This window comes from Pseudomonas sp. NPDC089996, from assembly GCF_044748405.1.
GTDB lineage: Bacteria > Pseudomonadota > Gammaproteobacteria > Pseudomonadales > Pseudomonadaceae > Aquipseudomonas.
Genome location: NZ_JBIVGA010000009.1, coordinates 112,882 through 136,967, shown reverse-complemented (window position 1 = coordinate 136,967; position 24,086 = coordinate 112,882). Strand labels below are relative to the sequence as shown.

Annotated in this window: 23 protein-coding genes and 1 pseudogene; 14 read left to right on the top strand and 10 right to left on the bottom strand. The window is 64.8% G+C overall.

The window, feature by feature from the left end; translation table 11 throughout:
• Positions 1-870: a cation diffusion facilitator family transporter gene (locus tag ACIPW4_RS17360; protein ID WP_400659931.1), complete on the bottom strand. Its 870-nt coding sequence runs from the start codon at positions 868-870 to the stop codon at positions 1-3.
• Between the two features lie 25 nt (positions 871-895).
• Positions 896-1,315, bottom strand: a complete 420-nt coding sequence (locus ACIPW4_RS17355) for a polyribonucleotide nucleotidyltransferase (protein WP_400659929.1) — start codon at positions 1,313-1,315, stop codon at positions 896-898.
• Positions 1,316-1,431: 116 nt separating this feature from the next.
• Here ACIPW4_RS17355 and hrpB point away from each other — a divergent pair, with 116 nt between their 5' ends.
• Positions 1,432-3,960, top strand: coding sequence for an ATP-dependent helicase HrpB (hrpB, locus tag ACIPW4_RS17350; protein WP_400659926.1), 2,529 nt, complete (start codon positions 1,432-1,434; stop codon positions 3,958-3,960).
• 11 nt (positions 3,961-3,971) lie between these two features.
• On the opposite strand, the gene ACIPW4_RS17345 is transcribed toward hrpB, so the two are convergent.
• From ACIPW4_RS17345 to ACIPW4_RS17330, 4 genes and pseudogenes are all read right to left on the bottom strand, one after another.
• Positions 3,972-4,460, bottom strand: a complete 489-nt coding sequence (locus ACIPW4_RS17345) for a hypothetical protein (RefSeq protein ID WP_400659923.1) — start codon at positions 4,458-4,460, stop codon at positions 3,972-3,974.
• Positions 4,461-4,558: 98 nt separating this feature from the next.
• A pseudogene (locus tag ACIPW4_RS17340) lies at positions 4,559-4,744 on the bottom strand (hypothetical protein); the annotation flags it as partial.
• A 95-nt stretch (positions 4,745-4,839) separates the two neighbouring features.
• On the bottom strand, positions 4,840-5,331 hold the full coding sequence (locus ACIPW4_RS17335) for a hypothetical protein (RefSeq protein ID WP_400659921.1): 492 nt from the start codon (positions 5,329-5,331) through the stop codon (positions 4,840-4,842).
• 72 nt (positions 5,332-5,403) lie between these two features.
• Positions 5,404-6,060: a YciC family protein gene (locus ACIPW4_RS17330; RefSeq protein WP_400659919.1), complete on the bottom strand. Its 657-nt coding sequence runs from the start codon at positions 6,058-6,060 to the stop codon at positions 5,404-5,406.
• 155 nt (positions 6,061-6,215) lie between these two features.
• Here ACIPW4_RS17330 and ACIPW4_RS17325 point away from each other — a divergent pair, with 155 nt between their 5' ends.
• The 5 genes from ACIPW4_RS17325 (at position 6,216) to ACIPW4_RS17305 (ending at position 10,584) form a co-directional block, all read left to right on the top strand.
• Positions 6,216-6,917: a DUF2076 domain-containing protein gene (locus tag ACIPW4_RS17325; RefSeq protein ID WP_400659917.1), complete on the top strand. Its 702-nt coding sequence runs from the start codon at positions 6,216-6,218 to the stop codon at positions 6,915-6,917.
• 170 nt (positions 6,918-7,087) lie between these two features.
• Positions 7,088-7,567: an NYN domain-containing protein gene (locus ACIPW4_RS17320; protein WP_027917740.1), complete on the top strand. Its 480-nt coding sequence runs from the start codon at positions 7,088-7,090 to the stop codon at positions 7,565-7,567.
• Between the two features lie 9 nt (positions 7,568-7,576).
• Complete coding sequence (locus ACIPW4_RS17315; RefSeq protein ID WP_400659916.1) at positions 7,577-8,182, top strand: PolC-type DNA polymerase III; 606 nt, start codon at positions 7,577-7,579, stop codon at positions 8,180-8,182.
• 109 nt (positions 8,183-8,291) lie between these two features.
• Complete coding sequence (gene yedA / locus ACIPW4_RS17310; protein ID WP_400659915.1) at positions 8,292-9,206, top strand: drug/metabolite exporter YedA; 915 nt, start codon at positions 8,292-8,294, stop codon at positions 9,204-9,206.
• A 55-nt stretch (positions 9,207-9,261) separates the two neighbouring features.
• A complete protein-coding gene (locus tag ACIPW4_RS17305; protein WP_400659913.1) occupies positions 9,262-10,584 on the top strand; it encodes a DEAD/DEAH box helicase in 1,323 nt (440 codons plus the stop codon).
• 147 nt (positions 10,585-10,731) lie between these two features.
• Here ACIPW4_RS17305 and ACIPW4_RS17300 read toward each other — a convergent pair whose 3' ends face one another.
• Positions 10,732-11,973, bottom strand: coding sequence for a TIGR03862 family flavoprotein (locus tag ACIPW4_RS17300; protein ID WP_400659911.1), 1,242 nt, complete (start codon positions 11,971-11,973; stop codon positions 10,732-10,734).
• 148 nt (positions 11,974-12,121) lie between these two features.
• Entirely contained in the window at positions 12,122-13,036 is a 915-nt protein-coding gene (locus ACIPW4_RS17295; RefSeq protein ID WP_400659910.1) for a histone deacetylase, read from the bottom strand.
• 115 nt (positions 13,037-13,151) lie between these two features.
• Between ACIPW4_RS17295 and ACIPW4_RS17290 the strand changes: the two genes are divergently transcribed.
• The 4 genes from ACIPW4_RS17290 (at position 13,152) to ACIPW4_RS17275 (ending at position 16,476) form a co-directional block, all read left to right on the top strand.
• On the top strand, positions 13,152-13,724 hold the full coding sequence (locus tag ACIPW4_RS17290; RefSeq protein ID WP_400659907.1) for a GNAT family N-acetyltransferase: 573 nt from the start codon (positions 13,152-13,154) through the stop codon (positions 13,722-13,724).
• A 147-nt stretch (positions 13,725-13,871) separates the two neighbouring features.
• Positions 13,872-14,741, top strand: coding sequence for an acyl-CoA thioesterase II (gene tesB / locus ACIPW4_RS17285; protein WP_400659904.1), 870 nt, complete (start codon positions 13,872-13,874; stop codon positions 14,739-14,741).
• On the top strand, positions 14,738-15,328 hold the full coding sequence (locus ACIPW4_RS17280) for an HAD family hydrolase (RefSeq protein ID WP_400659903.1): 591 nt from the start codon (positions 14,738-14,740) through the stop codon (positions 15,326-15,328). The genes tesB and ACIPW4_RS17280 overlap by 4 nt, the downstream gene beginning before the upstream one ends.
• A gap of 137 nt (positions 15,329-15,465) precedes the next feature.
• The gene (locus ACIPW4_RS17275; protein WP_400659902.1) at positions 15,466-16,476 is read left to right on the top strand and encodes an NAD(P)-dependent alcohol dehydrogenase; all 1,011 of its coding nucleotides are present in this window, start codon (positions 15,466-15,468) and stop codon (positions 16,474-16,476) included.
• 48 nt (positions 16,477-16,524) lie between these two features.
• On the opposite strand, the gene ACIPW4_RS17270 is transcribed toward ACIPW4_RS17275, so the two are convergent.
• Positions 16,525-17,223: a FadR/GntR family transcriptional regulator gene (locus ACIPW4_RS17270; RefSeq protein ID WP_079226441.1), complete on the bottom strand. Its 699-nt coding sequence runs from the start codon at positions 17,221-17,223 to the stop codon at positions 16,525-16,527.
• 260 nt (positions 17,224-17,483) lie between these two features.
• Here ACIPW4_RS17270 and ACIPW4_RS17265 point away from each other — a divergent pair, with 260 nt between their 5' ends.
• A complete protein-coding gene (locus tag ACIPW4_RS17265) occupies positions 17,484-18,836 on the top strand; it encodes an MFS transporter (protein WP_400659900.1) in 1,353 nt (450 codons plus the stop codon).
• 19 nt (positions 18,837-18,855) lie between these two features.
• Positions 18,856-20,211 (top strand): glucarate dehydratase, encoded by a 1,356-nt coding sequence (gene gudD / locus ACIPW4_RS17260; RefSeq protein WP_400659899.1) that lies wholly within the window; start codon positions 18,856-18,858, stop codon positions 20,209-20,211.
• 159 nt (positions 20,212-20,370) lie between these two features.
• On the opposite strand, the gene ACIPW4_RS17255 is transcribed toward gudD, so the two are convergent.
• Positions 20,371-21,258: a LysR substrate-binding domain-containing protein gene (locus tag ACIPW4_RS17255; protein ID WP_400659897.1), complete on the bottom strand. Its 888-nt coding sequence runs from the start codon at positions 21,256-21,258 to the stop codon at positions 20,371-20,373.
• A 99-nt stretch (positions 21,259-21,357) separates the two neighbouring features.
• Between ACIPW4_RS17255 and ACIPW4_RS17250 the strand changes: the two genes are divergently transcribed.
• A complete protein-coding gene (locus ACIPW4_RS17250; RefSeq protein ID WP_400659895.1) occupies positions 21,358-22,308 on the top strand; it encodes a 2-hydroxyacid dehydrogenase in 951 nt (316 codons plus the stop codon).
• A gap of 177 nt (positions 22,309-22,485) precedes the next feature.
• Positions 22,486-23,829, top strand: coding sequence for an MFS transporter (locus ACIPW4_RS17245; RefSeq protein WP_400659893.1), 1,344 nt, complete (start codon positions 22,486-22,488; stop codon positions 23,827-23,829).
• Positions 23,830-24,086 lie beyond the last annotated feature (257 nt).

Sequence of the window (24,086 nt, the reverse complement as noted above, 5' to 3'; positions counted from 1 at the left end):
TCAGACAGGGTCGGCATGCACCATCACATCCGCCTGTGGATAACGCTGGCGGATGACCTCCGAGGCCCGCACGCACAGGTCATGGGCCTCGTTCAGCGGCAGCTGCCCCGGAAGCTCCAGGTGCAACTGCACAAACCACTGGTTGCCCGACACCCGCGTGCGCAGGTCATGCACGCCTTTGACACCGGAAATGCCCAGCACCAGTTCGACCATCCCTTCGCCAATGTCGCCGGGCAATTCCTTGTCCATGAGTATCGCCGTACTTTCGCGGGCGATCTGCAGTGCACTCCAGAGGATGTAGAAGGCGATGCCCAGGCCGAACAGCGCATCCAGTTGCGGCCAGCCGAAGCGTGCCAGCAGCAGGGCGAGCAGGATGCTGCCGTTGAGCAGCAGGTCGGAGCGGTAGTGCAGCGAGTCGGCACGCACCGCGGTCGAGCCGGTCAGGCGAATGACCTTGCGCTGCAGCGCCAGCAAGGCGACGGTCAGCGCCAGCGACAGCAGCATCACGGCGATGCCGATGGCCGTATCACCCAGCGGCGCCGGCGCTTGCAGGCGCTCGACAGCCTGTACCCCGATCAGCACCGCACTCACCCCGATGAACAGCGCCTGGGCCATGCCGGCCAGGGCCTCGGCCTTGCCGTGGCCAAAGCGGTGGTCGTCGTCGGCCGGGCGCAGGGCGTAATGCACGGCGAGCAGGTTGAGGAACGAGGCAACGGCATCCAGTGCCGAGTCGGTCAGCCCGGCCAGCAGGCTGACCGAGCCGCTCAGCCACCAGGCCACGGCCTTGCTCACGACCAGGATGCTGGCCACCGCCAGTGAGGCGCGGGTGGCCAGGCGCAGCAGGCGCTGGTGTTCGGCCGGGGTAATCATGCCCAGGGTGATGTCCTTGTGAGTATCAGGCCGCAGGGATCAGGCCCAGGGTCGCCAGCTGCTCGACGCTGCCGCGGTGCTGGATCAGCCGTGGGTCGTCCAGCGGCAGCCGCTGGCCCAGTTCACTTTCCAGGATGGCCTGCAGCTTGAGGTTGTCGACCTTGCCATCCGGGCTGACCGCTTCCTGCAATTTTGCCGGGTCGACCTGGGCGGTGTGCCCGCCCGGGTAGTAGATGGCGCCGGTGGCGAAGTCGATGCCGAAGGCGATCAGCCCCGGAATCACGTAGAACAGGATGCCGATCGCGTCCATCGCGGCAACCACGGGGTCGATCTTGCCGCCGATCTGGCCGCGGCGGTCGGGGTAGAAAATAGTGCCGCAGGCCGTCAGCTGGGTCAGCAGGGTGACGATCAGGGCGCCACCAATGACGCGGGATGGGATGCGCATGTAAATCTCCGGAAAGGTGTTCAGCAGGGCAAGCGAAGCGCCGGCACCTGAAGCTAAGACCATGATAGAGCAGGCCAGGTTCGCCGTTATACTCGCCAGACTGTTCGAGGACCACCATGATTTCTTTACCGATCGATGCTGTCTTGCCCGCCCTGCGCGAAGCCCTGGCAAACCATGACCAGGCAGTGCTCGAAGCACCACCCGGTGCGGGCAAGACCACCCGTGTGCCGCTGGCACTGCTGAACGAGCCATGGCTGGCCGGGCAGACCATTCTCATGCTCGAACCGCGCCGTCTGGCGGCGCGGGCGGCGGCCGAGCGCCTGGCCAGCGAGCTGGGTGAAAAGGTCGGCGAAACCGTGGGCTACCGCATTCGCCTGGACAGCAAGGTTGGGCCCGGCACGCGCATCGAGGTGGTCACCGAAGGCATCCTCACCCGCCGGCTGCAATCCGACCCGGCGCTCGAAGGCGTGGGCCTGCTGATCTTCGACGAGTTTCACGAGCGCAGCCTGGATGCCGACCTGGCCCTGGCGCTGAGCCTCAATGGCCGCGAACTGTTGCGTGACGACCCGGCGCTGAAGATCCTGCTGATGTCCGCCACCCTGGAAGGCAAGCGCCTGTCGCGGCTGCTCGACGACGCGCCGGTGGTCAGCAGCGAAGGGCGCATGCACCCGGTGGATATTCGCTGGGGCCGGCCGTTCCAGCCGGGCGAATTCGTCGAGCCACGGGTTGTGGATAACGTGCTGCTGGCGTTGGCCGAGCAACCTGGCAGCGTACTGGTGTTCTTGCCAGGCCAGGCCGAGATCCGCCGTGTGCATCAAAGCCTGCAGGACGCCTTGGGTGAACGGTCAGAGGTTCTGCTCTGCCCGTTGCATGGCGAACTCGACCTCAATGCGCAGCGCGCGGCCATCGACCCGCCGGCCAAGGGCCTGCGCAAGGTGGTGCTGGCCACCAACATCGCCGAGACCAGCCTGACCATCGAGGGTGTGCGGGTGGTTATCGATGCCGGCCTGACGCGGGTGCCGCGTTTCGACCCGGGCAGTGGCATGACCCGCCTGGATACCCAGCGTATTTCCCGCGCCAGTGCCACCCAGCGCGCCGGCCGTGCCGGGCGCCTGGAGCCCGGAGTGTGCTACCGCCTGTGGTCCGAGGCCCAGCATGATCAACTGGCCGCCCACGGCAGCGCCGAGATTCTCCAGGCCGACCTCGCCGGCCTGGCTCTGCAGCTGGCCCGCTGGGGGGTTGCACCAGACCAGTTGCAGTGGCTTGACCAGCCGCCCGGCGCAGCGTTTGCCCAGGCCAAGGACCTGCTGGCGCGCCTGGGCGCATTCAAGCCGGGTAGCCGCGACAACCTCAGCGACCACGGCCAGGCCATGGCCGAGTTGCCGGCTCACCCGCGAATCGCCCATCTGCTGCTACGCGGCCATGACCTGGGCCTGGCAACAATGGCCTGCGATGTCGCCGCCTTGCTTGGCGAACGCGATATCCAGCGCGGCGGTGGTGCCGACCTGCACAGCCGGTTGGCGTTGGTCAGTGGCGAGAGCAAGATCTCCCGAGGCGGCCAGGGCGGCGTGCAGCGCGCCCGCCAGCTGGCTCGGCAATACCGGGGGCTATTGCGCGGCCAGCCTGGCGCCGCAGTGGCCGATCCTGATCATCCACGTTGGCTCGGTGCCCTGCTGGCGCTGGCCTACCCAGATCGGGTCGCCCAACAGCGTCGTGAGGGCGGTGCCGAGTATCGCCTGGCCAACGGCCGTGCAGCCCTGTTCGCCGAGGTCGACGCGTTGATGAAGTGCCCGTGGTTGGTAATCGCCGATCTGGGCAGCCGCCAGGGCCAGCGCGAAGAACGCATCTATCTGGCTGCCGAGTTCGACCCGGCGCTGCTCGATAGCGTGCTGGCCGAACAGGTCGAGCGCGTCGACATTCTCGACTGGGACGAACGCGAACAGGTGCTGCGTGCCGAGCGCCAGATCAAGGTCGGCGAGCTGGTGCTCAGCCGCGAGGCGCTACCCGGCCTAGACGACGAAGCCCGCGCCCGGGCATTGATTGGTCTGGTGCGGCGCAAGGGCCTGAACCTGCTGACCTGGACCCCAGAGCTGCGCCAATGGCAAGCGCGGGTCGCACTGTTGCGCCAGCTGGATTTACACAAGGACGGGCAGAGCGAATGGCCCGACCTGGGTGACGAGGCGTTGCTGGCGAGTCTGGAAGAATGGTTGCAACCTTACCTGGGCAAGGTGTCGCGCCTGAGCCACTTCGCCGCCCTGGACCTGCCATCGATCTTGCGCAATCTGCTGCCCTGGCCATTGCCACAGCGCCTGGAGGAATGGGCGCCAGCGCATCTTATGGTGCCATCCGGCTCGAACATCCGCCTGGACTACAGCGAAAACCCGCCGATTCTGGCTGTGCGTCTGCAGGAGCTGTTCGGCCTTGCGGACACCCCGCGCATCGCCCAAGGCCGGCAGCAGGTGAAACTGCATCTGTTGTCGCCAGCACGGCGGCCTGTACAGGTAACCCAGGACTTGGCCAACTTCTGGCGCACAACCTATGCCGAAGTGAAGAAAGACTTGAAGGGGCGCTATCCCAAGCATTACTGGCCGGATGACCCCCTGGTGGCCGAGGCTACCGCGCGGGCCAAGCCACGCGGAACCTGAACGTCAGTCGATCAGCCGCTCTGCTGGAGAAGGAAGACAAGAACATCGCCTTCACTTGCATTGAGCAGGTACATGGTTTGACCGCTGAAATGGGGGGTGTCCTTGAGGGCCCGTACCAGGTTGCCTTCATGATCACGCATGTGGCACAGAAGGCCACCCGCTGTCAGTTCCAGCGGTTCGATCTTCCAGTAGTCGGTTACTTGCGCACGTACATAGAAACCAAGGTACCTACCGATGCTGCGGCCAAGCTTCTTGTGGGGCTGCTGCGCGAGGTTGATGTGATAATGCAGCCGGTCCTGCGTCTGCGAGTCGAAGGTGAAGCTCAGCGGTATGGATTCTCGGTCGCCACCTGCCATGAGCCAGTCGTCTTCGGGCGTGAAGCCCCAACCCCATTTGTCTTTTTTGCTGCTCAGTCGCAAGGGCACACACTTTTCTGTGGCGACTGCGTAGAGCTGGCCTGTGAAAGATTTGGCGAAGCGGCTTTCAATGTCGTGGTCCATGTGGAATCTCCGAGGTTGACGAGATTCCACCTTATGCACTGGTCACGCTGCGCTGGAGCCCGAATTCCTTCCTCTAGCGCTTCGGTGTCATGGTGCCGTCAGGCAGCCGTCTCACCTTCCAGCAGCATGAACAGGCGATAAAGTACCGCCGTACTGAACAGCTGCAGGAAGCCACTCAGGCTGTCCAGGGCCAGTTTGACGCCCGCTGCCGGCTCGGGAAAGGCCATCAGCAACAGCCCATCGATCAGCCATATCGGCGCCTGTACACCCAGCACGCAGATCAGGGCTGGTGGCCGAGGCCACGGCGCGGGCCAAGCCGCGGGGTACCTGAGTGATGGCTTCGATGGGGCGTATGACCCAGTGGCGAATGCCCGTGCCCTCAGTGGGCACGCTTGATCAGGTACTCGTGCATCTCGCCAGCGCCAATCGTCAGGTAGGCGCCACGCTTGCCTTTTATCGGCTCGGTTTTGACTTGATGCCCGAGGTGATCACGGAACAGGCAGCGTAACTGGTTGGGTGCCCATTCCAAAGGTTGCAGTTTCCAGAAGTTGGCTGCCTCATCCGGGCTGTAGAGCCCGAGGTAACCGTTTTTGACGGCGCCAAGGCGCCGCGTGCTGTCGGCGGCCAGGGATACCCGATAGTGCAGGCGTTCCGAGGCTCTGGAGTGGAAGCGGAACTGGAACACCGCTGCGGGAGCCGACCCGCCGGTCTGCAACCAGCCGCTTTCGCTCTCCACGTCCACGCCGAAGCTGAGGTCGTAGTGGATGGCCTGGGTGTGTACCGGGACCCAGGCGTGGTCCTTGCGCAGGTAAATCTGGCCGAGAAAGGAATGGCCGTCTGCCCAGGCTGCCGTATCAGATGGCTGGCTCATGGTGCGTCTCCTTGATGATGGAGCAGGCACCCTGGCAGAGGCCCAGGCGTTACGTCAGCTTGAAACAGTTCTTCAGGCGTCGGCTTCGCCTTCCAGCAGCATGAACAGGCGGTACAACACCACGGTGCTGAACAGTTGCAGGAAGCCACTGAGGCTGTCCATGGCCAGCTCGGCTGCGGGTGAGGGCTCCGGAATGGCCATGGACAGCAGCCCGTCGATCAGCCAGATCGGCGCCAGTACACCCAGCACGCAGACCATGATGCGCATGAAGTGCCCGGTGGTCATGCGCGCACTTTCGCGCATCGCCTGCACCACTGGCAGGCCACGCAGCACCAGCAAGTACTCGGCGAACACCAGGTTGATCATGATCCACACGCCCGGGAAGACCAGCAGCGCAAGGCCGGCCATGATCAGCAGCGAGCTGATCAGGATCAGCAGGGCCAGTTGCGGCCACAGCTGCACGGCACGGGCGAACAGGTCGCGCCTGGGGATGTCCTGGCCATTGCTGCGGGTGTCCAGGTAAAGGATCAGTGCAGCGCTGTACAGCGGGTAGATCAGCAGGCTGATCAGCATCCCGTAGACGGGAGAGGCCTGCTCGCCCAGCTGGCGGTACAGCAACTGGGTCGTGAGGGCTTCGAGCACCACCAGCGGCAGGCACAGCGGGACGATGCTGGCCAGGTGGGAGCGGAAGAAGTACAGGGAGTCGCGCAGAACGCTCAGCGGATTCATCAGTCAACATCGCAAGGCAATAAAAGCGGGGGCCTAACTTTAGCCCAGAGCTGTCACTTGCTGAAAAAAGTTTCACCCGTGCGGTGATTGAATCCGCCGCCCCAGCGCCCCATCTTTGCCATGTCCGATGTCCTGCTAGCCCATGAGGTAGCCCAATGAACACTGATGAACAAACCCTGATCGATGGCCTGTTCGGCCGCATCAAGCAAGCCGAGGACCCGAGCCAGCCGCGCGATGCGCAGGCGCAGGCGCGGATCGAGGAGCATGTCCGCCAGCAGCCGGCGGCACCTTACTACATGGCCCAGGCGATCCTGGTTCAGGAAGCCGCGATCAAGCGCCTGGACGAGCAGAACAAGCAGCTGGAGGCCGAACTGAAACAGGCCCGGGCCCAGCTCGAGGCAACCCGTGCCGGCAGCGGCAATGGCGGGGGTGGGTTCCTCTCCAGCATTTTCGGTGCCGGTGCGCGCAATCCGGAGCCGGTTCAGCCGCAGCGCCCGAGTGCGCCGGTGGCATCGGGGGGCGGGTGGCGTGAGCCGAACGCACCGGGCTTCTCCCAGCAGCAGGCACAATCGCAACAGGCCGGCTTTGGCGCCGCGCCGGCGCGCAGCGGTGCCAGCAGCTTCCTTGGTGGTGCAATGCAGACCGCTGCGGGTGTCGCCGGTGGCGTGTTGCTGGCGCAAGGCATCAGCAGCCTGTTCAATCACCACTCGCAGCCTGAAGAAGTGGTCGAGGTGATCAGGGAAGAACCGGCATCGGCCAGCGATACGGGTGGCTGGAATGACCAGGGTAGTTTTGCCGACACCGACTACGGCAGTGATGATGGCAGCTTCTTCTCGGACGATGATTCATACGTCTGACAGCTCTGGCATACTGCTGGAATTTTGGGGGCGCAGTGCGCCCCTTTCGCAACGCAAGGCCGCTCCCACAGAGATTGCTCAGTGTCCGAAACTGGCGCAGTCCTTGTGAAAGCGGCCTTGTGTCGCGAAAGGGCTGCACAGCAGCCCCAGCAGACAGGGGAGGTTCCCAGGTGAAAAAGATCGCGCTGTTCGCCGATGTGCAGAACCTCTATTACACCGTGCGCCAGGCCCATGGTTGCCACTTCAACTACACCGCCCTGTGGAAGGACGTCAGCCGTGAGGGCGAGATCGTCGAGGCCGTGGCCTATGCCATCGACCGCGGCGACAGCAAGCAGCAGCAGTTTCAGCAGATCCTGCGCAACCTGGGTTTCGACGTGCGCCTCAAACCCTTCATCCAGCGCAGCGACGGTTCGGCCAAGGGCGACTGGGACGTGGGCATCACCCTCGATGTGATCGATGCAGCCAGCCGGGTCGACCAGGTGGTGCTGGCCTCCGGTGATGGCGACTTCGACCTGCTGCTGGAGCGGGTCATCCAGCGCCACGGCACCGAGGCCGTGGTCTATGGCGTTCCCGGGCTGACGGCGTTGTCGCTGATTCGCGCCGCCACCCGCTATGTGCCCATCGAGGGCGCGCTGCTACTCAAGCACTAAGGTCTTTTCATGGAACGTATCGCTGTCATCGACTTTGAAACCACCGGCATCTCTCCCGGTGCCGGCTGCCGCGCCACCGAGGTGGCGGTGGTGATGCTGGAACGCGGGCGCATTGTCGAGCGCTACCAGAGCCTGATGAATGCCGGCGTGCCAGTACCCGCCTTCGTCGCCGGGCTGACCGGCATCACCACGGCCATGGTGCGCAGCGCGCCAGCGGTCGACCAGGTGATGAACGAGGTGGCCGAGTTCGTCGGTGACACCCCGCTGCTGGCGCACAACGCCGCCTTCGACCAGAAATTCTGGGACTACGAGCTGAGCCGCATCGGCCGCAGCCGCCGCCAGTCCTTCGCCTGCTCCCTGCTGTTGTCGCGGCGCCTGCTGCCGGCGGCGCCCAACCACAAGCTGGGTACCCTGACCCGTTGGGCCGGGCTGCCGGATACCGGTACCGCGCACCGGGCCATGGCCGATGCCGAGATGGCCGCCAACCTGCTGCAGCACCTGGCCGGCGTGCTGCGCCAGACCCACGGCGTCCAGCAACTCTCCCACGAACTGCTCTGCCGCCTGCAGAAAACGCCTGCGGCGAAAGTCCGCGAAACCCTGGCCAGGTTCATCTGACGCGTGCACCGATAGTGTGCCGCTCGATTCGCACGGTTTTGTAACTTATCTTTACTTGTGCAGGGTCTTAAACTCGGTCACCCGAAAACGGATTTCTGAGTTGCCTGCCATGCCTGCCTCCCGTCGCTTTCCGCTGTTGCTCATCGGCGCCTTTCTGGCCTTGTACCTGGTCTGGGGTTCCACCTACCTGTTCATCCGCATCGGCGTCGAATCATGGCCGCCCATGCTGATGGCGGGTGTGCGCTTTCTGATCGCCGGCGGCCTGCTGTACGGCTTCCTGCGCTGGCGCGGGGTGCCTGCACCGACCTGGCCGCAATGGCGTGCGGCAGGTGCCATCGGCTTTCTGCTGCTCAGCTGTGGCAACGGCGGTGTGACCGTGGCCGAGCATGCTGGCGTGGCATCGGGCGTGGCGGCGTTGGCGGTGGCCACGGTGCCGTTGTTCACGTTGTTGTTCGGTTTGCTGTTCGGCCACCGCAACTCGCGCCTGGAATGGGCCGGGATCGCCCTCGGCCTGCTCGGTATCGCTTTGCTCAACCTCGGCTCGAACCTGCAGGCCAGCCCCATCGGCGCGGCGCTGATCCTGTTCGCAGCAGCTTCGTGGGCGTTCGGGTCGGTATGGAGCAAGAGCCTGCCGCTGCCCCAAGGGCCGATGGCCAGTGCCGCCGAGATGCTGGTAGGCGGTGCGGTATTGCTGCTGGGCAGCGTGCTGTCGGGTGAACGCATGACGCAGATGCCGACCGCTGCTGGCTGGGGCGCACTGGCCTACCTGGTGCTGTTCGGTTCGATCCTTGCCTTCAGTGCCTACATGTACCTGCTCAAGAACGTGCGCCCGGCCGCTGCCACCAGCTATGCCTACGTCAACCCGGCGGTGGCGGTGCTGCTGGGCATCCTCTTCGCTGGCGAAACGATTGGCGCGGAAGAATGCCTGGCCATGGCGGTGATCATCGGCGCCGTGGTGCTGATCGGCCTGCCGCAGTGGCGCAAGGCGCCCCAGCAGCCGTTGAAGGGCGAAATCTGCAAGTAGCCAGGGGCGATGCGGTAAACTTGCCGCCTTCGCTGAACCCCCTGACGGTATTGCCATGAATTTCGCCCAACTCGGCCTGATCGAACCCCTGCTGCGTACCTTGCAGCAGCTGGCCTACACCACCCCGACCCCGGTCCAGGCCAAGGCCATTCCCGCTGTGCTGGCCGGCCGCGACCTGATGGCCGCCGCCCAGACCGGTACTGGCAAGACTGCCGGCTTCGCTCTGCCGGTGCTGCAGCGCCTGGCCCTGGAAGGTGAGAAGGTCGCCAGCAACTCGATCCGCGCGCTGGTGCTGGTGCCGACCCGCGAGCTGGCCGAGCAGGTGCACAACAACGTGCGCGAGTACGCCGAGAACCTGCCGCTGAGCACCTACGCGGTGTACGGCGGGGTCAGCATCAACCCGCAGATGATGCGCCTGCGCCGTGGCGTCGACCTGCTGGTTGCCACGCCCGGTCGTTTGCTCGACCTGTTCCGTCAGAACGCGGTGAAGTTCAACCAGGTGCAGACCCTGGTGCTCGACGAAGCCGACCGCATGCTCGACCTGGGCTTTGCCGAAGAGCTGCAGTCGGTGTACGCCGCGTTGCCGCGCAAGCGCCAGACGCTGCTGTTCTCCGCCACCTTCTCCGAGCAGATCCGCATGCTCGCGGGCCTGGCCTTGAACGACCCGCTGAGCATCGAAGTCAGCCCGCGCAACGCTGCGGCGACCACGGTCAAGCAGTGGCTGGTGCCGGTGGACAAAAAGCGCAAGGCCGACCTGTTCATGCACCTGCTGCGCAAGCAGCGCTGGAAGCAGGTGCTGGTGTTCGCCAAGACCCGCAATGGCGTCGATCAGCTGGTCGAGCGCTTGCTGGCCGAAGGGGTGAATGCCGACGGCATTCACGGCGACCGTCCGCAGGCCACCCGCCAGCGCGCGCTGGACAGCTTCAAGGCGCGGGAGATCCAGGTGCTGGTGGCAACCGATGTCGCGGCCCGTGGGTTGGATATCGACGACCTGCCACTGGTGGTCAACCTCGACCTGCCGATCGTGGCCGAGGACTACGTGCACCGCATTGGCCGTACCGGCCGGGCCGGTAACAAGGGCGAGGCGATTTCGCTGGTGTGTGCCGATGAAGTGCAGATGCTGTCGGCGATCGAAGTGCTGACCCGGCAGACCTTGCCGCGCCATGAGGAACCGGATTTTATCCCTGAGCACCGGGTGCCCATGACCGATGCCAGTGGCCAGGTGATCAAGAAGCCGAAGAAGCCCAAGAAGCCGAAAGAGAACAGCGCCAAGCGTGGGCTGGGGCGCTGGATGGACAGTGCCGGGGAAGAGCCGCCGGTCAAGGCCGTGCGCAAGGTGCCGAGCTTCAATGGCGGACCGCGCAAGCGTAAGCCTTGAGAACCCTGGGGCCGCTCTGCGGCCCTTTCGCGACACAAGATCGCGCCAGCTTCCAAAAAAAAGGACATTTGCCCCAGAAGGGAACGCGATCTTCTGTGGGAGCGGCCTTGTGTCGCGAAAGGGCTGCAGAGCAGCCCCGGCAATCACTCAGGCAGAACGCGCCAGCCAACCCACCGCTGCACGTCCCGCGCGCAACCCGCTGGCAAAGCACGCCGTCAGCAAATACCCTCCGGTCGGCGCCTCCCAGTCCAGCATCTCGCCAGCACAGAACACCCCCGGCATCCGGCGAACCATCAGCCCTTCATCCAGCCCTTCGAACCGCACGCCACCGGCACTGCTGATCGCTTCGTCGAGCGGACGCGTGCGCACCAGCGTGATCGGCAAGGCCTTGATCGCCCGCGCCAGCGCCTGAGGATCGGCAAACGTTGCCTGATCCGTCAGCTCCCGCAGCAACCCCGCCTTGACCCCATCGATGCCCAACTGGCTGTGCAGATGCTTGGCCATCGACCGCGACCCGCGCGGTTTGGCCAGTGCCTGGGCAATCTTGTCCACAGGCTTGTCCGGGAGCAGATCGAGCAACAGCCTGGCGTGCCCCTCATGCTCGATGGCCTGGCGCAGCTGCGCCGACCATGCATACACCAGGCTGCCTTCGACACCTTGCGCGGTCAAAATGAATTCGCCCTTGCGCGCCGCCATGCCCGGCACGCTCAAGGCAATGTTCTTCAGCGGCGCTCCGGCGAACTTGTCCACAAGCAGCGGACTCCAGCCTTCCACCTCGAAACCGCAGTTGCTCGGCCGCAGGGGCGAGATATCCACAGAGCGCTCGGCCAGCAATGGCTGCCAGGCCCCGTCGGAACCCAGCCTTGCCCAACTGGCGCCACCGAGGGCGAGCACCACTGCATCGGCCTTGACCTGCAATTCTCCCTGTGGATAAGCGATTCGCAAGCTACCGTCGGCATTCCAGCCCAGCCAGCGATGGCGGGTGTGGATAACTACGCCGTTGTCGCGCAGGCGCTTCAGCCAGGCGCGCAGCAGCGGGGCGGCTTTCATGTCCGTGGGGAAAACCCGACCCGAGGTACCGACAAAGGTTTCAATCCCAAGCCCGTGAATCCACTGGCGCAGGGCATCGGCATCGAAGTCGCGCAACAACCCGTCGATGTGGCCCTCGCGTTCGAAGTAGCGTGAAACGAACTGTGGATAAGCTTCCGAATGGGTGATGTTCATGCCACCGACGCCGGCCAGCAGGAACTTGCGGCCCACCGAGGGCATGGCGTCGAACACTTCCACCGCCAGGCCCGCCTGGGCCATGGCTTCTGCAGCCATCAAGCCGGCTGGGCCGCCGCCGATGACGACGGCCAGGGGAGGGGATACAGGAGATTTTTCTGGCATGGTGGCGGCGGGCTGTGGAAAAGACCGCCTATTCTAGCCCAGCAAAGGCGACAGAAGTACTGGTCAAAAAATGATCAGCTTTCTGCAGCCCAGGCTGGTAAAGGGCTGCAGCGTCTTTCCCGCAGGTTATCCACAAGCGGTTCCACAGTCATTGTGAACAACCGATGACGCGCGCTGCACTGTGGTGAAGAATGCCGTGGCGCCTGGCCAAGGCTTCGCGGTCCTTGCTGTAGCCGCCACCGATCACGCCGACCACCGGAATATCGCGGCCCAGGCAGTGGCGCATCACCCGCTCGTCACGCGCCGCCAGGCCCTGATCGGTGAGTTGCAGGTAACCCAGGGCATCGTCCTTGTGCACATCGACGCCGGCGTCGTACAGCACCAGGTCGGGTTGGTACAGCGGCAGCAGGTAGTTCAGCGCATCGTCCACCACCCTGAGGTAGGCCGTGTCGCCCATGCCTCGTGGCAAGGGAATGTCCCAGTCACTGTGGGCCTTGCGCGCCGGGAAGTTCTGCTCGCAGTGCAGAGATACGGTAATGGCGTCCGATGTGTCATGGAGAATGCGCGCAGTGCCGTCGCCCTGGTGCACATCGCAGTCGAAGATCAGCACCCGGTGCACCCGGCCGGCTTCCAGCAGGTAGCGGCTGATCACTGCCAGGTCATTGAAGATGCAGAAGCCGGCCGGGTGGTCGTAGTGGGCGTGGTGAGTGCCGCCGGCCAGGTGGCAGGCGATGCCATGCTGCAACGCCATCTCGGCGGTCAGCAGCGAGCCGCCCACCGCGCGCACGGTACGCCGGGCCAGGGCTTCGCTCCAGGGCAGGCCGAGGCGGCGCTGGTCCTCGCGGGACAGGTCGCCGTTCATGTAGCGCTCGATGTAGCTGCGGTCATGGGCCAGGGCGAGGATGTCGTTGGGGCAGATGTCCGGGCGCAGCAGGGCCTGGTCGGTGGTCAGCCCGCTGTCCACCAGGTGGTCGCGCAGCAGGCGGAACTTGTCCATGGGAAAGCGGTGCTCGGCAGGGAATTCCGGGCTGTAGTCTTCGTGGTAGATCAGCGGCAACGGCATGGGGAGTTCGCAATCGGGGCCAGCGCTGATCTTGCCATGGCTGGGCCGGTTGGGTGAAACGCGTGGCCGCGCCTACGCTGTAAAGTGGCACACCGCAAAACCGGAGATCACTCACATGACCCCCATCCTCCACCTGGAAAGCGCACGGCTGGTGTTGCGCCAATGGCACGACGACGACCTGGGCGAGTTCGCTGCGATGTGTGCCGACCCGCAGGTGATGCGCTATTTCCCGGCGCCGATGACGCGGCTGGAAGCGGCGGCGCTGATCGGCAGGATTCGCGGGCATTTCAACGAGTACGGCTATGGCCTGTGGGCCCTGGAGCGCCAGGACAGCGGGGCGTTCATTGGCATGACGGGGCTGCTCAATGTCAATTTCGACGCGCCGTTCGCCCCGGCCGTGGAGATCGGCTGGCGCCTGGCCCGGCGCCATTGGGGTCAGGGCTTTGCCAGCGAGGCGGCATGGACCTGCCTGCGTTGTGCTTTCGCCCAATTGCGTGTGGAGGAGGTGGTGTCGTTCACTAGCGAGAGCAACTTGCCGTCGCAGAAAGTCATGCAGGCCATTGGCATGGTCCAGGACGTCAATGGCAGCTTCGACCACCCCCGCCTGCCCATCGGCCACCCGCTGCGCCCCCATGTGCTGTACCGCATCGACCGCGCGCATTGGGAGCAGACCCTGCGGACTGAATGAGCGGTCATGCACGGCGTCGATGACAAAGTCTGTATCATTTGCCTACCCCTGCAAGGTGCTCGCCGAAAGATGTTCAGCGCCTGTACTACCGAGCGCCGCTCAGGCGGCGCATCGCGAGCAAGCTCGCTCCTACAAGGAGAACCCCCGATGAGTCATGTGTTGGACGACCTGGTCGACCTGTTGAGCCTCGAGTCGATCGAGGAAAACCTGTTCCGTGGCCGCAGCCAGGACCTGGGCTTCCGCCAGCTGTACGGTGGCCAGGTGCTGGGCCAGTCGCTGTCGGCCGCGAGCCAGACGGTCGAGGATGCGCGCCACGTGCATTCGCTGCACGGTTACTTCCTGCGCCCGGGCGATGCCAGCCTGCCGGTCGTCTATTCGGTGGACCGCGTGCGCGACGGCGGCAGCTTCAGCACCCGGCGGGTGACGGCGATCCAGAAGGGCCAGCCGATCTTCACCTGCAGTGCATCGTTCCAGTATGACGAGCAAGGTTTCGAACACCAGGTGCAGATGCCCGATGTGGTCGGCCCGGAGAACCTGCCGACCGAAGTCGAGTTGGCCAGTGCCCACGCCGACAAGCTGCCCGAGCGCATCCGCGACAAGGTGCTGTGCGCCAAGCCGATCGAGATCCGCCCGGTCACCGAGCGCGACCCGTTCAACCCACAGCCCGGCGACCCGGTGAAGTACGCCTGGTTCCGCGCCGACGGCACACTCCCGGACGTACCGGCACTGCACAAGTACCTGCTGGCCTACGCCTCCGACTTCGGCCTGCTGACCACGTCGCTGCTGCCCCATGGCAAGTCGGTGTGGCAGCGCGACATGCAGATCGCCAGCCTCGACCATTCGCTATGGTTCCACGGCAACCTGCGCGCGGACGAGTGGCTGCTGTACGCCACCGACAGCCCGTGGGCCGGCAATGCCCGTGGCTTCTGCCGCGGCAGCATCTTCAACCGCGCAGGCCAGCTGGTGGCCTCGTCGAGCCAGGAAGGCCTGATTCGCCACCGCAAGGACTGGGCATGAGGCTGGACGAAATCCGCAACTGGGTGTTCGACATGGACGGCACCCTGACCGTGGCGGTGCACGACTTCGCCGCGATCCGCGTCGCCCTGGACATCCCGGCCGAGCACGACATCCTCACCCACCTGGCAGCGCTGCCGACGGCCGAAGCGGCAGCCAAGCATGCCTGGCTGCTGGAGCATGAGCGCGACCTGGCGATTGCCTCGACAGCGGCCACCGGGGCGGTGGAGCTGGTGCGTGAGCTGGCCGGGCGCGGTTGCCGCCTGGGCATTCTGACCCGCAATGCGCGGGAGCTGGCACATGTGACGCTGGAGGCGATCGGCCTGGCGGACTGCTTCCAGGTCGCGCACATCCTCGGGCGCGATGAGGCCGACCCCAAGCCGAGCCCGGATGGTTTGCTGAAGATTGCCAGCGCCTGGGGCGTGGCGCCCAGCGAGCTGGTGATGGTCGGGGATTACCGTTTTGACCTGGATTGTGGGCGGGCCGCCGGCGCGCGCACGGTACTGGTGAACCTGCCGGACAACCCCTGGCCCGAGTTGGTGGACTGGCATGCGGCGGATTGCCGGGCATTGCGGGTGCTTCTAGGCTGAGTTGACTGTTGCCTGTGCGTGCCTCTTCGCGGGTAAACCCGCTCCCACTGGACCTCCCTGTGGGAGCGGGTTTACCCGCGAAAGGGCCGGCACTGGCTATGCTGAACCGCAGTCTTTCCCGGAATGGAGCCTCAGTCATGACCAGCAAGGCCATCTATGTGCAACCCGGCGGCGGCTACGACAAGGTCGAAGTCGGTACCTGCGAGGCCCCGGCGCCCGAGGCCGGTGAGATTACCGTGCAGTTGCACGCCAGCTCCCTCAACTACCACGATTTTGCCGTGGTCAGCGGCATGTGGGGCCCGAGCGAGCGGCTTATCCCCATGGCCGACGGCGCTGGCGAAGTGATCGCTGTCGGCACGGGCGTAAGCGAGTTCAAGGTCGGCGACAACGTCGTCAGCACCTTCTTCCCCGACTGGCTCGACGGCCAGGCCAATGTCGAAGGCTTTGGCCGGGTGCCCGGCGATGGCATCGATGGTTATGCCCGCGAGCAGGTAACGGCGTCGGCCACCTCGTTTACCCTGGCGCCCCAGGGGTTCAGCCACGCCGAGGCCGCGACACTGACCACGGCGGGTGTTACCGCCTGGCGCGCGCTGATGAGTGATGACCACCTCAAGCCTGGCGACACGGTGCTGGTGCAGGGCACCGGTGGCGTGTCGATCTTCGCCCTGCAGTTCGCCAAGCTGGCGGGTGCCACGGTCATCGCCACCTCGTCCAGCGACGCCAAGCTCGAACGCCTCAAAGCCCTGGGTGCCGACCACCTGATCAACTACAAGACCACCCCGGCCTGGGGCGAGAAGGCGCGTGCGCTGACTGGCAATCGCGGCGTCGATCATGTGATCGAGGTAGGCGGGCCGGCGACCCTGGAGCAGTCGATGATCGCCGCGCGTATTGGCGGGCATGTGTCGCTGATCGGCATTCTCACCGGCGTGGCCGGGCAGTTGCCGCTGGTACAGGCGCTGGTGCGGCAGATCCGCCTGCAAGGTGTGCTGGTGGGCAGCCGTGCGCAACAGCAGGCGATGGTGCGGGCGATCGATGCCAATGGCTTGCGGCCGGTGGTGGACAAGCATTTCGAACTGGAGCAGATCGTCGAGGCGTTCCGCCATCAGGAAAGCAACCGGCATTTCGGCAAGATCTGCCTGACCTGGTAGCCAGCCCTTATGCGCTCCCACAAGGGACCGCGCAATTGCCGACAGTGATCAATCCGGCAGCAGGCGATCCCGGCTGTTGGACAGGTGCAGGCAGATCGCCGCCCGCGCCGCATCCGGGTCCTGCCGGCGGATGGCATTGAGGATCGCCTCATGCTCCAGGTTCGCTAGGTACGCATGCCGCGCCAGCCTGGCCCCGGCGCGTTCGGCCAGGGCCATGCGGTTACGCGGAATCAGGCCATTGCCCAGCTGCGCCATCATCTCGCTGAAATACAGGTTGCCGGTGGCCTCGGCGATCAACAAATGAAAGCGCCGGTCCGCCTCGATGCAACTGTCCCCGGCCGCCGCCAGATCCTGATAGTCATCCAGCGCCTTGCGCATTCTTGCCAGGTGCTCGTCACTGCGGCGTACGGCGGCGAGGGCGGCTGCCTGACCCTCCAGGCCGATGCGCAATTCGAGCAGGTCACGCACGCTCGCCGCGTTTTCCGCCCCCACGCGCAAACCCGCCTGGCCCTGGCGCTCCATCACGAACGTGCCGATGCCGTGGCGCGGCTCCACCAGCCCTGAGGCTTGCAACTTCGACAGCGCTTCGCGGACCACGGTGCGGCTGACACCATGCTCGCGCACCAGGGTGTTTTCCGACGGCAGCTTGTCCCCCGGCTTGAAGGTGCCCAACAGAATCTGCTGGGTCAGGCTCGACACCAGGTCATGGGCGCGGCTGTGGCTGCGTTTGGCGGGGGAAGTGTTCATGGGTTGTTCCGGATCAGTCTGCTTGTACGACAAGTTAACCAGAAAAAATATTTTCTGCCCGGTTTTTCTCTGCACGGTACAGCACTGTCAAAAACGTTGCCGGCATGATCGGATCTATATCGCTATTTATCAGCTTGTATTTTGCCAATTAGGCGACATTCGGCATCTTGTCGTACAACCTCGCTGCGCATATGCTCCATCCCACTGTCATGTCAGACAACTCCGCCCCGCACAAAAACAATTAGTGGGAGATCCACAAAGTGAACGACACCCTCGCTCCGTCTGCCCGGAATGAAGGCGACGCTCTGGCCAGTGCCGTGGCCAAGGTCAAGCGCCACGTCCTGCCGCTGTTCGTCATCATGTTCATCGTCAACTACCTCGACCGCGTCAACATCGGCTTCGTCCGGCCTCACCTGGAAAGCGACCTGGGCATCAGTGCCGCCGCTTATGGTTTCGGCGCAGGGCTGTTCTTCATCGGCTACGCGCTGTTCGAAGTGCCTTCGAACATGTTGCTGCAAAAGGTCGGTGCGCGGTTGTGGCTGACCCGCATCATGTTCACCTGGGGCCTGGTGGCCACCGCCATGGCTTTCGTGCAGAACGAAACACAGTTCTACGTGCTGCGCTTCCTGCTGGGCGTGGCCGAGGCGGGCTTCTTCCCCGGGGTGATCTACTACTTCACCCGCTGGCTGCCGGCCGCCGAGCGCGGCAAGGCGATTGCCATCTTCCTCAGCGGTTCGGCCCTGGCGTCGCTGATTTCCGGCCCGCTGGCCGGCGCGCTGATGCAGATCCAGGGCCTGGGGCTGCACGGCTGGCAGTGGATGCTGTTCATCGAAGGCATGGCCTCGGTGACCCTGTGCTTCTTCGTGTTCTTCTGGCTCGACTCCAAACCGCAGGATGCCAAGTGGCTGAGCCAGGCCGAACAGGACGCGCTGGTGGCGACCATCGACCGCGAGCAGCGTGAGCGTGAAGCTGTGGGTGCGGTGAAGCCTTCGGCCTGGAGCCTGCTCAAGGACCGCCAGATCGTGCTGTTCTGCCTGATCTACTTCTGCATCCAGCTGACCATCTACGCCGCCACCTTCTGGCTGCCGAGCATCATCAAGCGCATGGGCGACCTCAGCGACCTGCAGGTCGGCTTCTTCAACTCGATCCCGTGGCTGATCTCGATCATCGCCATGTATGCCTTCGCTGCCGGCTCCACGCGCTGGAAGTTTCAGCAGGCCTGGGTGGCCGGTGCCCTGATAGTCGCGGCCATTGGCATGTTCATGTCCACCACCGGCGGCCCGGTGTTCGCCTTCGTCGCGGTGTGCTTCGCCGCCATCGGCTTCAAGTCGGCCTCGTCGCTGTTCTGGCCGATTCCGCAAGGCTACCTGGACGCCCGTATCGCCGCGGCCGTGATTGCCCTGATCAACTCGGTCGGCAACCTCGGCGGCTTCGTCGCCCCCACCACCTTCGGCCTGCTCGAGCAGCAGACCGGGTCGATCCAGGGCGGGCTGTATGGCCTGGCCGTGACCTCGGTGCTGGCGGCCATCGCCATCTTCTTCGTACGCATTCGCCCGAAGGGCGCTCCTTCTGACGACGTCAAGGCACCTTCGGCCTTGCGCCAGACCCACTGATGACTGCGAGACAATAACCATGAACATGCAGACCAATCCAGCCGTTCACACCAGCACCCCGGTCGTCACCGAGCTGCGCGTGATCCCCGTCGCCGGCCACGACAGCATGCTGCTCAACCTCAGTGGCGCCCATGGCCCGTACTTTACCCGCAACGTCGTGGTGCTGCGCGACAGCGCCGGCAACACCGGCCTTGGCGAAGTGCCCGGTGGCGAGAACATCCGCCAGACCCTGGAAGACGCCCGCAGCCTGGTGGTCGGCCAGCCGATCGGCCATTACCAGCGCGTGCTCAATGCCATGCGCCAGACCTTCGCCAACCGCGATTCCGCCGGCCGCGGCCTGCAGACGTTCGACCTGCGCATCACCGTGCACGCGGTGACCGCCATCGAGTCGGCGTTGCTCGACCTGCTCGGCCAGCACCTCCAGGTGCCGATGGCGGCCCTGCTCGGCGAAGGCCAGCAGCGCGAAGCGGTGAAGATGCTCGGCTACCTGTTCTACATTGGCGACCGCCAACAGACCACCCTGGCCTACCGCAACGAAGCCGATGCCGATGACGACTGGTTCCGCCTGCGTCATGAGAAGGCCATGACCGCCGAAGCCGTGGTACGCCTGGCCGAAGCCGCCAGGCAGCGCTATGGCTTCAGCGACTTCAAGCTCAAGGGCGGCGTGCTGCGTGGCGAAGAAGAAATGGAGGCGGTGACGGCCCTGGCCGAGCGCTTCCCCGACGCGCGCATCACCCTCGACCCGAACGGCGCCTGGTCGCTGAAGGAAGCCATCGCCCTGTGCCGCGACAAGCATGATGTGCTGGCCTACGCCGAAGACCCGTGCGGCGCCGAGAACGGTTACTCGGGCCGTGAAGTGATGGCCGAGTTCCGCCGCGCCACCGGTCTGCCGACGGCCACCAACATGATCGCCACCGACTGGCGGCAGATGGGCCATGCGATCCAGCTGCAGTCGGTGGACATCCCCTTGGCCGACCCGCATTTCTGGACCCTGCAGGGCTCGGTGCGGGTGGCGCAGATGTGCAACGACTGGGGCCTGACCTGGGGCTCGCACTCGAACAACCACTTCGACATTTCGCTGGCGATGTTCACCCAGGTGGCAGCGGCGGCGCCGGGTGAAATCACGGCCATCGATACCCACTGGATCTGGCAGGACGGCCAGCGCCTGACCCGTGACCCGCTGCGCATCGTCGACGGCCACGTGCGGGTGCCAGCGCGGCCGGGGCTGGGGGTGGAACTGGATGAAGACCAACTGGCCAAGGCCCATGAGTGCTACCGCAACATGGGGCTGGGCGCGCGCGATGACAGCGTGGCGATGCAGTTCCTGATTCCGGGCTGGAGCTTCGACAACAAGAAGCCTTGCCTGGTGCGTTAAGGCACAGGGCCTGCCAGCATTTTGTGGGAGCGGCCTTGTGTCGCGAAAGGGCTGCGCAGCAGCCCCAGTATTTCAGCGCAAGTGCACGAATTGCAGGGGCTGCTGCGCAGCCCTTTCGCGACACAAGGCCGCTCCCACACAAAAGCAGTGCGGCACAAGTCATTCAGCTTCGAAGAATGCCCGCGCCATCGTCACAAAGCTCCCCAGCACCGGGTTCGGGTTATCCCGGCAAAACGCCAGAAAAATCTCCGCCTGCTGCTCCATCCCCACCATCGGCTTGAACACCACCTGCTCCAGGCGCAACGCCTGCGCCGAAGCCGGCACCACCGCGCAGCCCAGCCCGACATTGACCAGCCCCAGTATCGAGTGCGTCTGCCCCAGCTGGTGCAGGTACCGTGGCTGCACCTCATGCCGGGCAAACAGGTTGGCGATGCGGTCATGGAAATAGCGCCCTTCGCTGGCGCTGTACATCACGAACGGTTGCCCGTCGAAGTCGCTCGGCCTGAGCCGTTCGCGTGCCGCCAGCGCATGCCCGGCGGGCAAGGCGGCGACGAAGGGTTCGCGGTGGATCGGCAGGTACTCCACGCGCGCGCTGGGCAACACCTGGCGCACCAGGCCGACATCGATCAGGCCGGCTTCCAGGTCATGCACCTGGGTGGACGAGACCCGTTCGCTGAGCACCAGCTCGATGTCCGGCAAGGTCTGCCCGGCGTGCACCAGCAAGCGCGGGATCATGCTGTAGGCGCCGACGGCAGTGAAACCCAGGGTCAGGCGGCCGGCTTCGCCGTGGGCGATACGTCGCGCCGACTGGCTGGCCGACTCCGCCACTTGCAGGATGCGCCGGGCATCTTCGAGGAAGCTTTGCCCGGCCAGGGTCAGTCGTGCCTGGCGGTTGTTGCGCTCCAGCAACAGCACACCGAGGGAATGCTCCAGCAGCTGGATCTGCCGGCTCAGCGGCGGTTGGGTCATGTGCAGGCGGATGGCCGCGCGGCCAAAATGCAGCTCCTCGGCGACGGCGACGAAACAGCGCAACTGGTGCAGCTCCATGATTCAATTCCTGACTTATTCGATCCAGCATCTATATTAGACCTGTATCAAATGCGGGCCTAGCATCGAGTCATGTCTTCGAACTGCCGGATGCCCACGATGAACAACGACTCCATCGACGTGCTGTTGACCCAGCCTGTGCCAGAGGCCATCGATGCCCAGCTGGTCAGCGCCTATCACGTGCATCGCCTGTATCAACATGACCACCCGCAACAGCTGCTCGCCGAAGTTGGCCCACGCATTCGCGCAGTGGTCACTGGCGGCGCCAAGGGTTTGTCCAACGCGCTGATGGATCAGTTGCCGAGCCTCGAGATCATCGCCATCAGCGGCATCGGTACCGACGCCGTGGACCTGCGCCACGCCGCCAGCCGCGGCATTCACGTCACCACCACACCGGGCGTGCTGACCGCCGATGTGGCCGACCTGGCAATGGGCCTGATCATCAGCACCCTGCGCCGTCTGGGCGAGGGTGAGCGGTTGGTGCGCGACGGTTTATGGGGCACGGTCAACCTGCCATTGGCGCGCAAGGTCAGCGGTATCGAACTGGGCATCGTCGGTCTGGGTGAGGTCGGTAAGGCTATCGCTCGGCGCGCTGCTGCATTCGACATGCGCATTGCCTACAACGGGCGGCGTGAACAGCCAGAAAGCGGTTATCGCTTTGAGGCCGACCTGGTCGCGCTAGCGAGGTCGGTGGATGTGCTGGTAGTGGCGGCTTCCGCCGATGGCGGCCAGGTGCTGGTGACGGCCGAAGTGCTCGATGCCTTGGGGCCGCAGGGGTACCTGGTGAACGTGGCGCGCGGCAAGCTGGTCGACGAAGACGCGTTGGTCGAAGCGTTGCGCGAGCAGCGCATTGCCGGCGCCGGGCTGGATGTGTTCGTCGACGAGCCGTATGTGCCGCCGGCGTTGCGAGACCTGAACCAGGTCGCGCTGCAGCCGCACCGTGGCAGCGCCACACTGCAGACCCGGCTGGAGATGGGGCGCATGGTTTTGCAGAACCTGGAGGCCTGTTTTCGGGGCGAGGTGCCGCCGAATCGGGTGATCGACCTCTAGGGCCCTTTCGCGGCTAAAGCCGCTCCCACAGAGTTCTCCGCAGGTGCTGAAAACTGTGGAGGACCTTGTGGGAGCGGGCTTGCCCGCGAAGAGGCCGGCACAGGCAACACAAGGCCCAAGGGCCACACCTTCTCCGCACAAGAACAATCGCTTCCACCGAGAAGCAAGAGGGTCCACATGAACAGCAAATCCGCCGTCGCCGCACCGCAGGCCGTGGCCGGGATCGGTCGCCATCGCTTTCTGGTCCTGGCGCTGATCTTCGTCATCACCGTCATCAACTATGCCGACCGCGCCACCTTGTCGATCACCGGCACCGAAGTACTGAAAGACCTGGGCCTGGACCCGATGATGTTGGGCATGATCTTCTCGGCCTTCGCCTGGGCCTACGCCCTGGGCCAGGTACCTGGCGGCTGGCTGCTGGACCGTTACGGCGCGCGCCGAGTGTACGGCATCAGCCTGATCCTCTGGTCACTGTTCACTTTGCTGCAAGGCACGGTCGGCTGGCTGGGCCTTGCCGGTGTGTCGGCGGCAGTGGCGCTGTTCTCCATGCGCTTCATGCTCGGCCTGGTGGAGTCGCCCGCGTTCCCGGCCAACTCGCGCATCGTCAGCTGCTGGTTCCCCACCCGTGAGCGCGGCACAGCGTCTGCCTTGTTCAACTCGGCGCAGTACATGGCGGTGGTGGTGTTCGCGCCGCTGATGGCGTGGATGACCCACACCCTGAGCTGGGAGCAGGTGTTCATCTGGATGGGCGTGCTTGGCCTCGTGCTGAGCGTGGTGTGGTTCCGCCTTTATCACGAGCCGCACAGTGCACCCGGGTTGAGCCGCGAAGAACTCGACTACATGCGCGAAGGCGGGGCCCTGGTCGACCTGGAGCAGGAACGTAAGACGGCCAAGAGCAAGCCCACCCGCGCCGAGATCGCACAGCTGTTCACCAGCCGCAACTTGTGGGCGGTGTACCTGGGGCAGTACTGCATCACCGCGCTCACCTACTTCTTCATCACCTGGTTCCCGATCTACCTGATCAAGGGCCGTGGCATGACCATCATGGAAGCCGGCTGGGTCGCCGCGCTGCCAGCTATCTGCGGTTTCACCGGCGGCATTCTCGGCGGCTTCGTTTCGGACTGCCTGATCCGCCGCGGCGTGCACCCCTCCAAGGCGCGCAAGACCCCGTTCGTGATTGGCATGGCGCTGTCTACCAGCCTGGTGCTGGCCAACTATGTGGAGGGCAACGCCGCGGTGATCGCCCTGATGACCCTGGCCTTCTTCGGCAAGGGCCTGGCGGCGGTGGGTTGGGCGGTGCTGTCGGACGTGGCGCCGAAGAAGATGGTCGGCCTGTGCGGCGGCGTGTTCAACGGTATCGGCAACATCGCCGGCATCGTCACCCCGCTGGTGATCGGTTATGTGGTGGCGAGCACCGGCTCGTTCCACAACGCACTCTGGTTCGTGGCCGCCCATGGCGTGCTGGGGATCTTCGCTTACCTGTTGCTGGCCAGGCGCTTCGAGCGTACCGGGCAGGCGTAGGCAGACGCCTGAGCAACAGAGGCCCCGGGAGACCGGGGCTTTTTTGTGGCCGGTGGAAACACATCCAGATGAAAAACAAAAGCCTCGAATGACTTGCTGGCGTGATCGGGCATGCCATTCGCGACATCTGGCGTTAATGGAAATGCGCTGTCGTGATCGAACAGTTTCGAGGCGTTCTCGTGTAATTTCCCACAGCCCCGCAAGGCTTAAATGAAGCCCGAACCACACCGGCATCTTGCTCTGTGACGTGTGCCAAA

Bases quoted from the DNA above. Each gene is read 5' to 3' on its own strand.
- ACIPW4_RS17360 (WP_400659931.1), bottom strand. From the start codon at position 870: ATGATTACCCCGGCCGAACACCAGCGCCTGCTGCGCCTGGCCACCCGC.
- ACIPW4_RS17355 (WP_400659929.1), bottom strand. From the start codon at position 1,315: ATGCGCATCCCATCCCGCGTCATTGGTGGCGCCCTGATCGTCACCCTG.
- hrpB (WP_400659926.1), top strand. From the start codon at position 1,432: ATGATTTCTTTACCGATCGATGCTGTCTTGCCCGCCCTGCGCGAAGCC.
- ACIPW4_RS17345 (WP_400659923.1), bottom strand. From the start codon at position 4,460: ATGGACCACGACATTGAAAGCCGCTTCGCCAAATCTTTCACAGGCCAG.
- ACIPW4_RS17335 (WP_400659921.1), bottom strand. From the start codon at position 5,331: ATGAGCCAGCCATCTGATACGGCAGCCTGGGCAGACGGCCATTCCTTT.
- ACIPW4_RS17330 (WP_400659919.1), bottom strand. From the start codon at position 6,060: ATGAATCCGCTGAGCGTTCTGCGCGACTCCCTGTACTTCTTCCGCTCC.
- ACIPW4_RS17325 (WP_400659917.1), top strand. From the start codon at position 6,216: ATGAACACTGATGAACAAACCCTGATCGATGGCCTGTTCGGCCGCATC.
- ACIPW4_RS17315 (WP_400659916.1), top strand. From the start codon at position 7,577: ATGGAACGTATCGCTGTCATCGACTTTGAAACCACCGGCATCTCTCCC.
- yedA (WP_400659915.1), top strand. From the start codon at position 8,292: ATGCCTGCCTCCCGTCGCTTTCCGCTGTTGCTCATCGGCGCCTTTCTG.
- ACIPW4_RS17305 (WP_400659913.1), top strand. From the start codon at position 9,262: ATGAATTTCGCCCAACTCGGCCTGATCGAACCCCTGCTGCGTACCTTG.
- ACIPW4_RS17300 (WP_400659911.1), bottom strand. From the start codon at position 11,973: ATGCCAGAAAAATCTCCTGTATCCCCTCCCCTGGCCGTCGTCATCGGC.
- ACIPW4_RS17295 (WP_400659910.1), bottom strand. From the start codon at position 13,036: ATGCCGTTGCCGCTGATCTACCACGAAGACTACAGCCCGGAATTCCCT.
- ACIPW4_RS17290 (WP_400659907.1), top strand. From the start codon at position 13,152: ATGACCCCCATCCTCCACCTGGAAAGCGCACGGCTGGTGTTGCGCCAA.
- tesB (WP_400659904.1), top strand. From the start codon at position 13,872: ATGAGTCATGTGTTGGACGACCTGGTCGACCTGTTGAGCCTCGAGTCG.
- ACIPW4_RS17280 (WP_400659903.1), top strand. From the start codon at position 14,738: ATGAGGCTGGACGAAATCCGCAACTGGGTGTTCGACATGGACGGCACC.
- ACIPW4_RS17275 (WP_400659902.1), top strand. From the start codon at position 15,466: ATGACCAGCAAGGCCATCTATGTGCAACCCGGCGGCGGCTACGACAAG.
- ACIPW4_RS17270 (WP_079226441.1), bottom strand. From the start codon at position 17,223: ATGAACACTTCCCCCGCCAAACGCAGCCACAGCCGCGCCCATGACCTG.
- gudD (WP_400659899.1), top strand. From the start codon at position 18,856: ATGAACATGCAGACCAATCCAGCCGTTCACACCAGCACCCCGGTCGTC.
- ACIPW4_RS17255 (WP_400659897.1), bottom strand. From the start codon at position 21,258: ATGGAGCTGCACCAGTTGCGCTGTTTCGTCGCCGTCGCCGAGGAGCTG.
- ACIPW4_RS17250 (WP_400659895.1), top strand. From the start codon at position 21,358: ATGAACAACGACTCCATCGACGTGCTGTTGACCCAGCCTGTGCCAGAG.
- ACIPW4_RS17245 (WP_400659893.1), top strand. From the start codon at position 22,486: ATGAACAGCAAATCCGCCGTCGCCGCACCGCAGGCCGTGGCCGGGATC.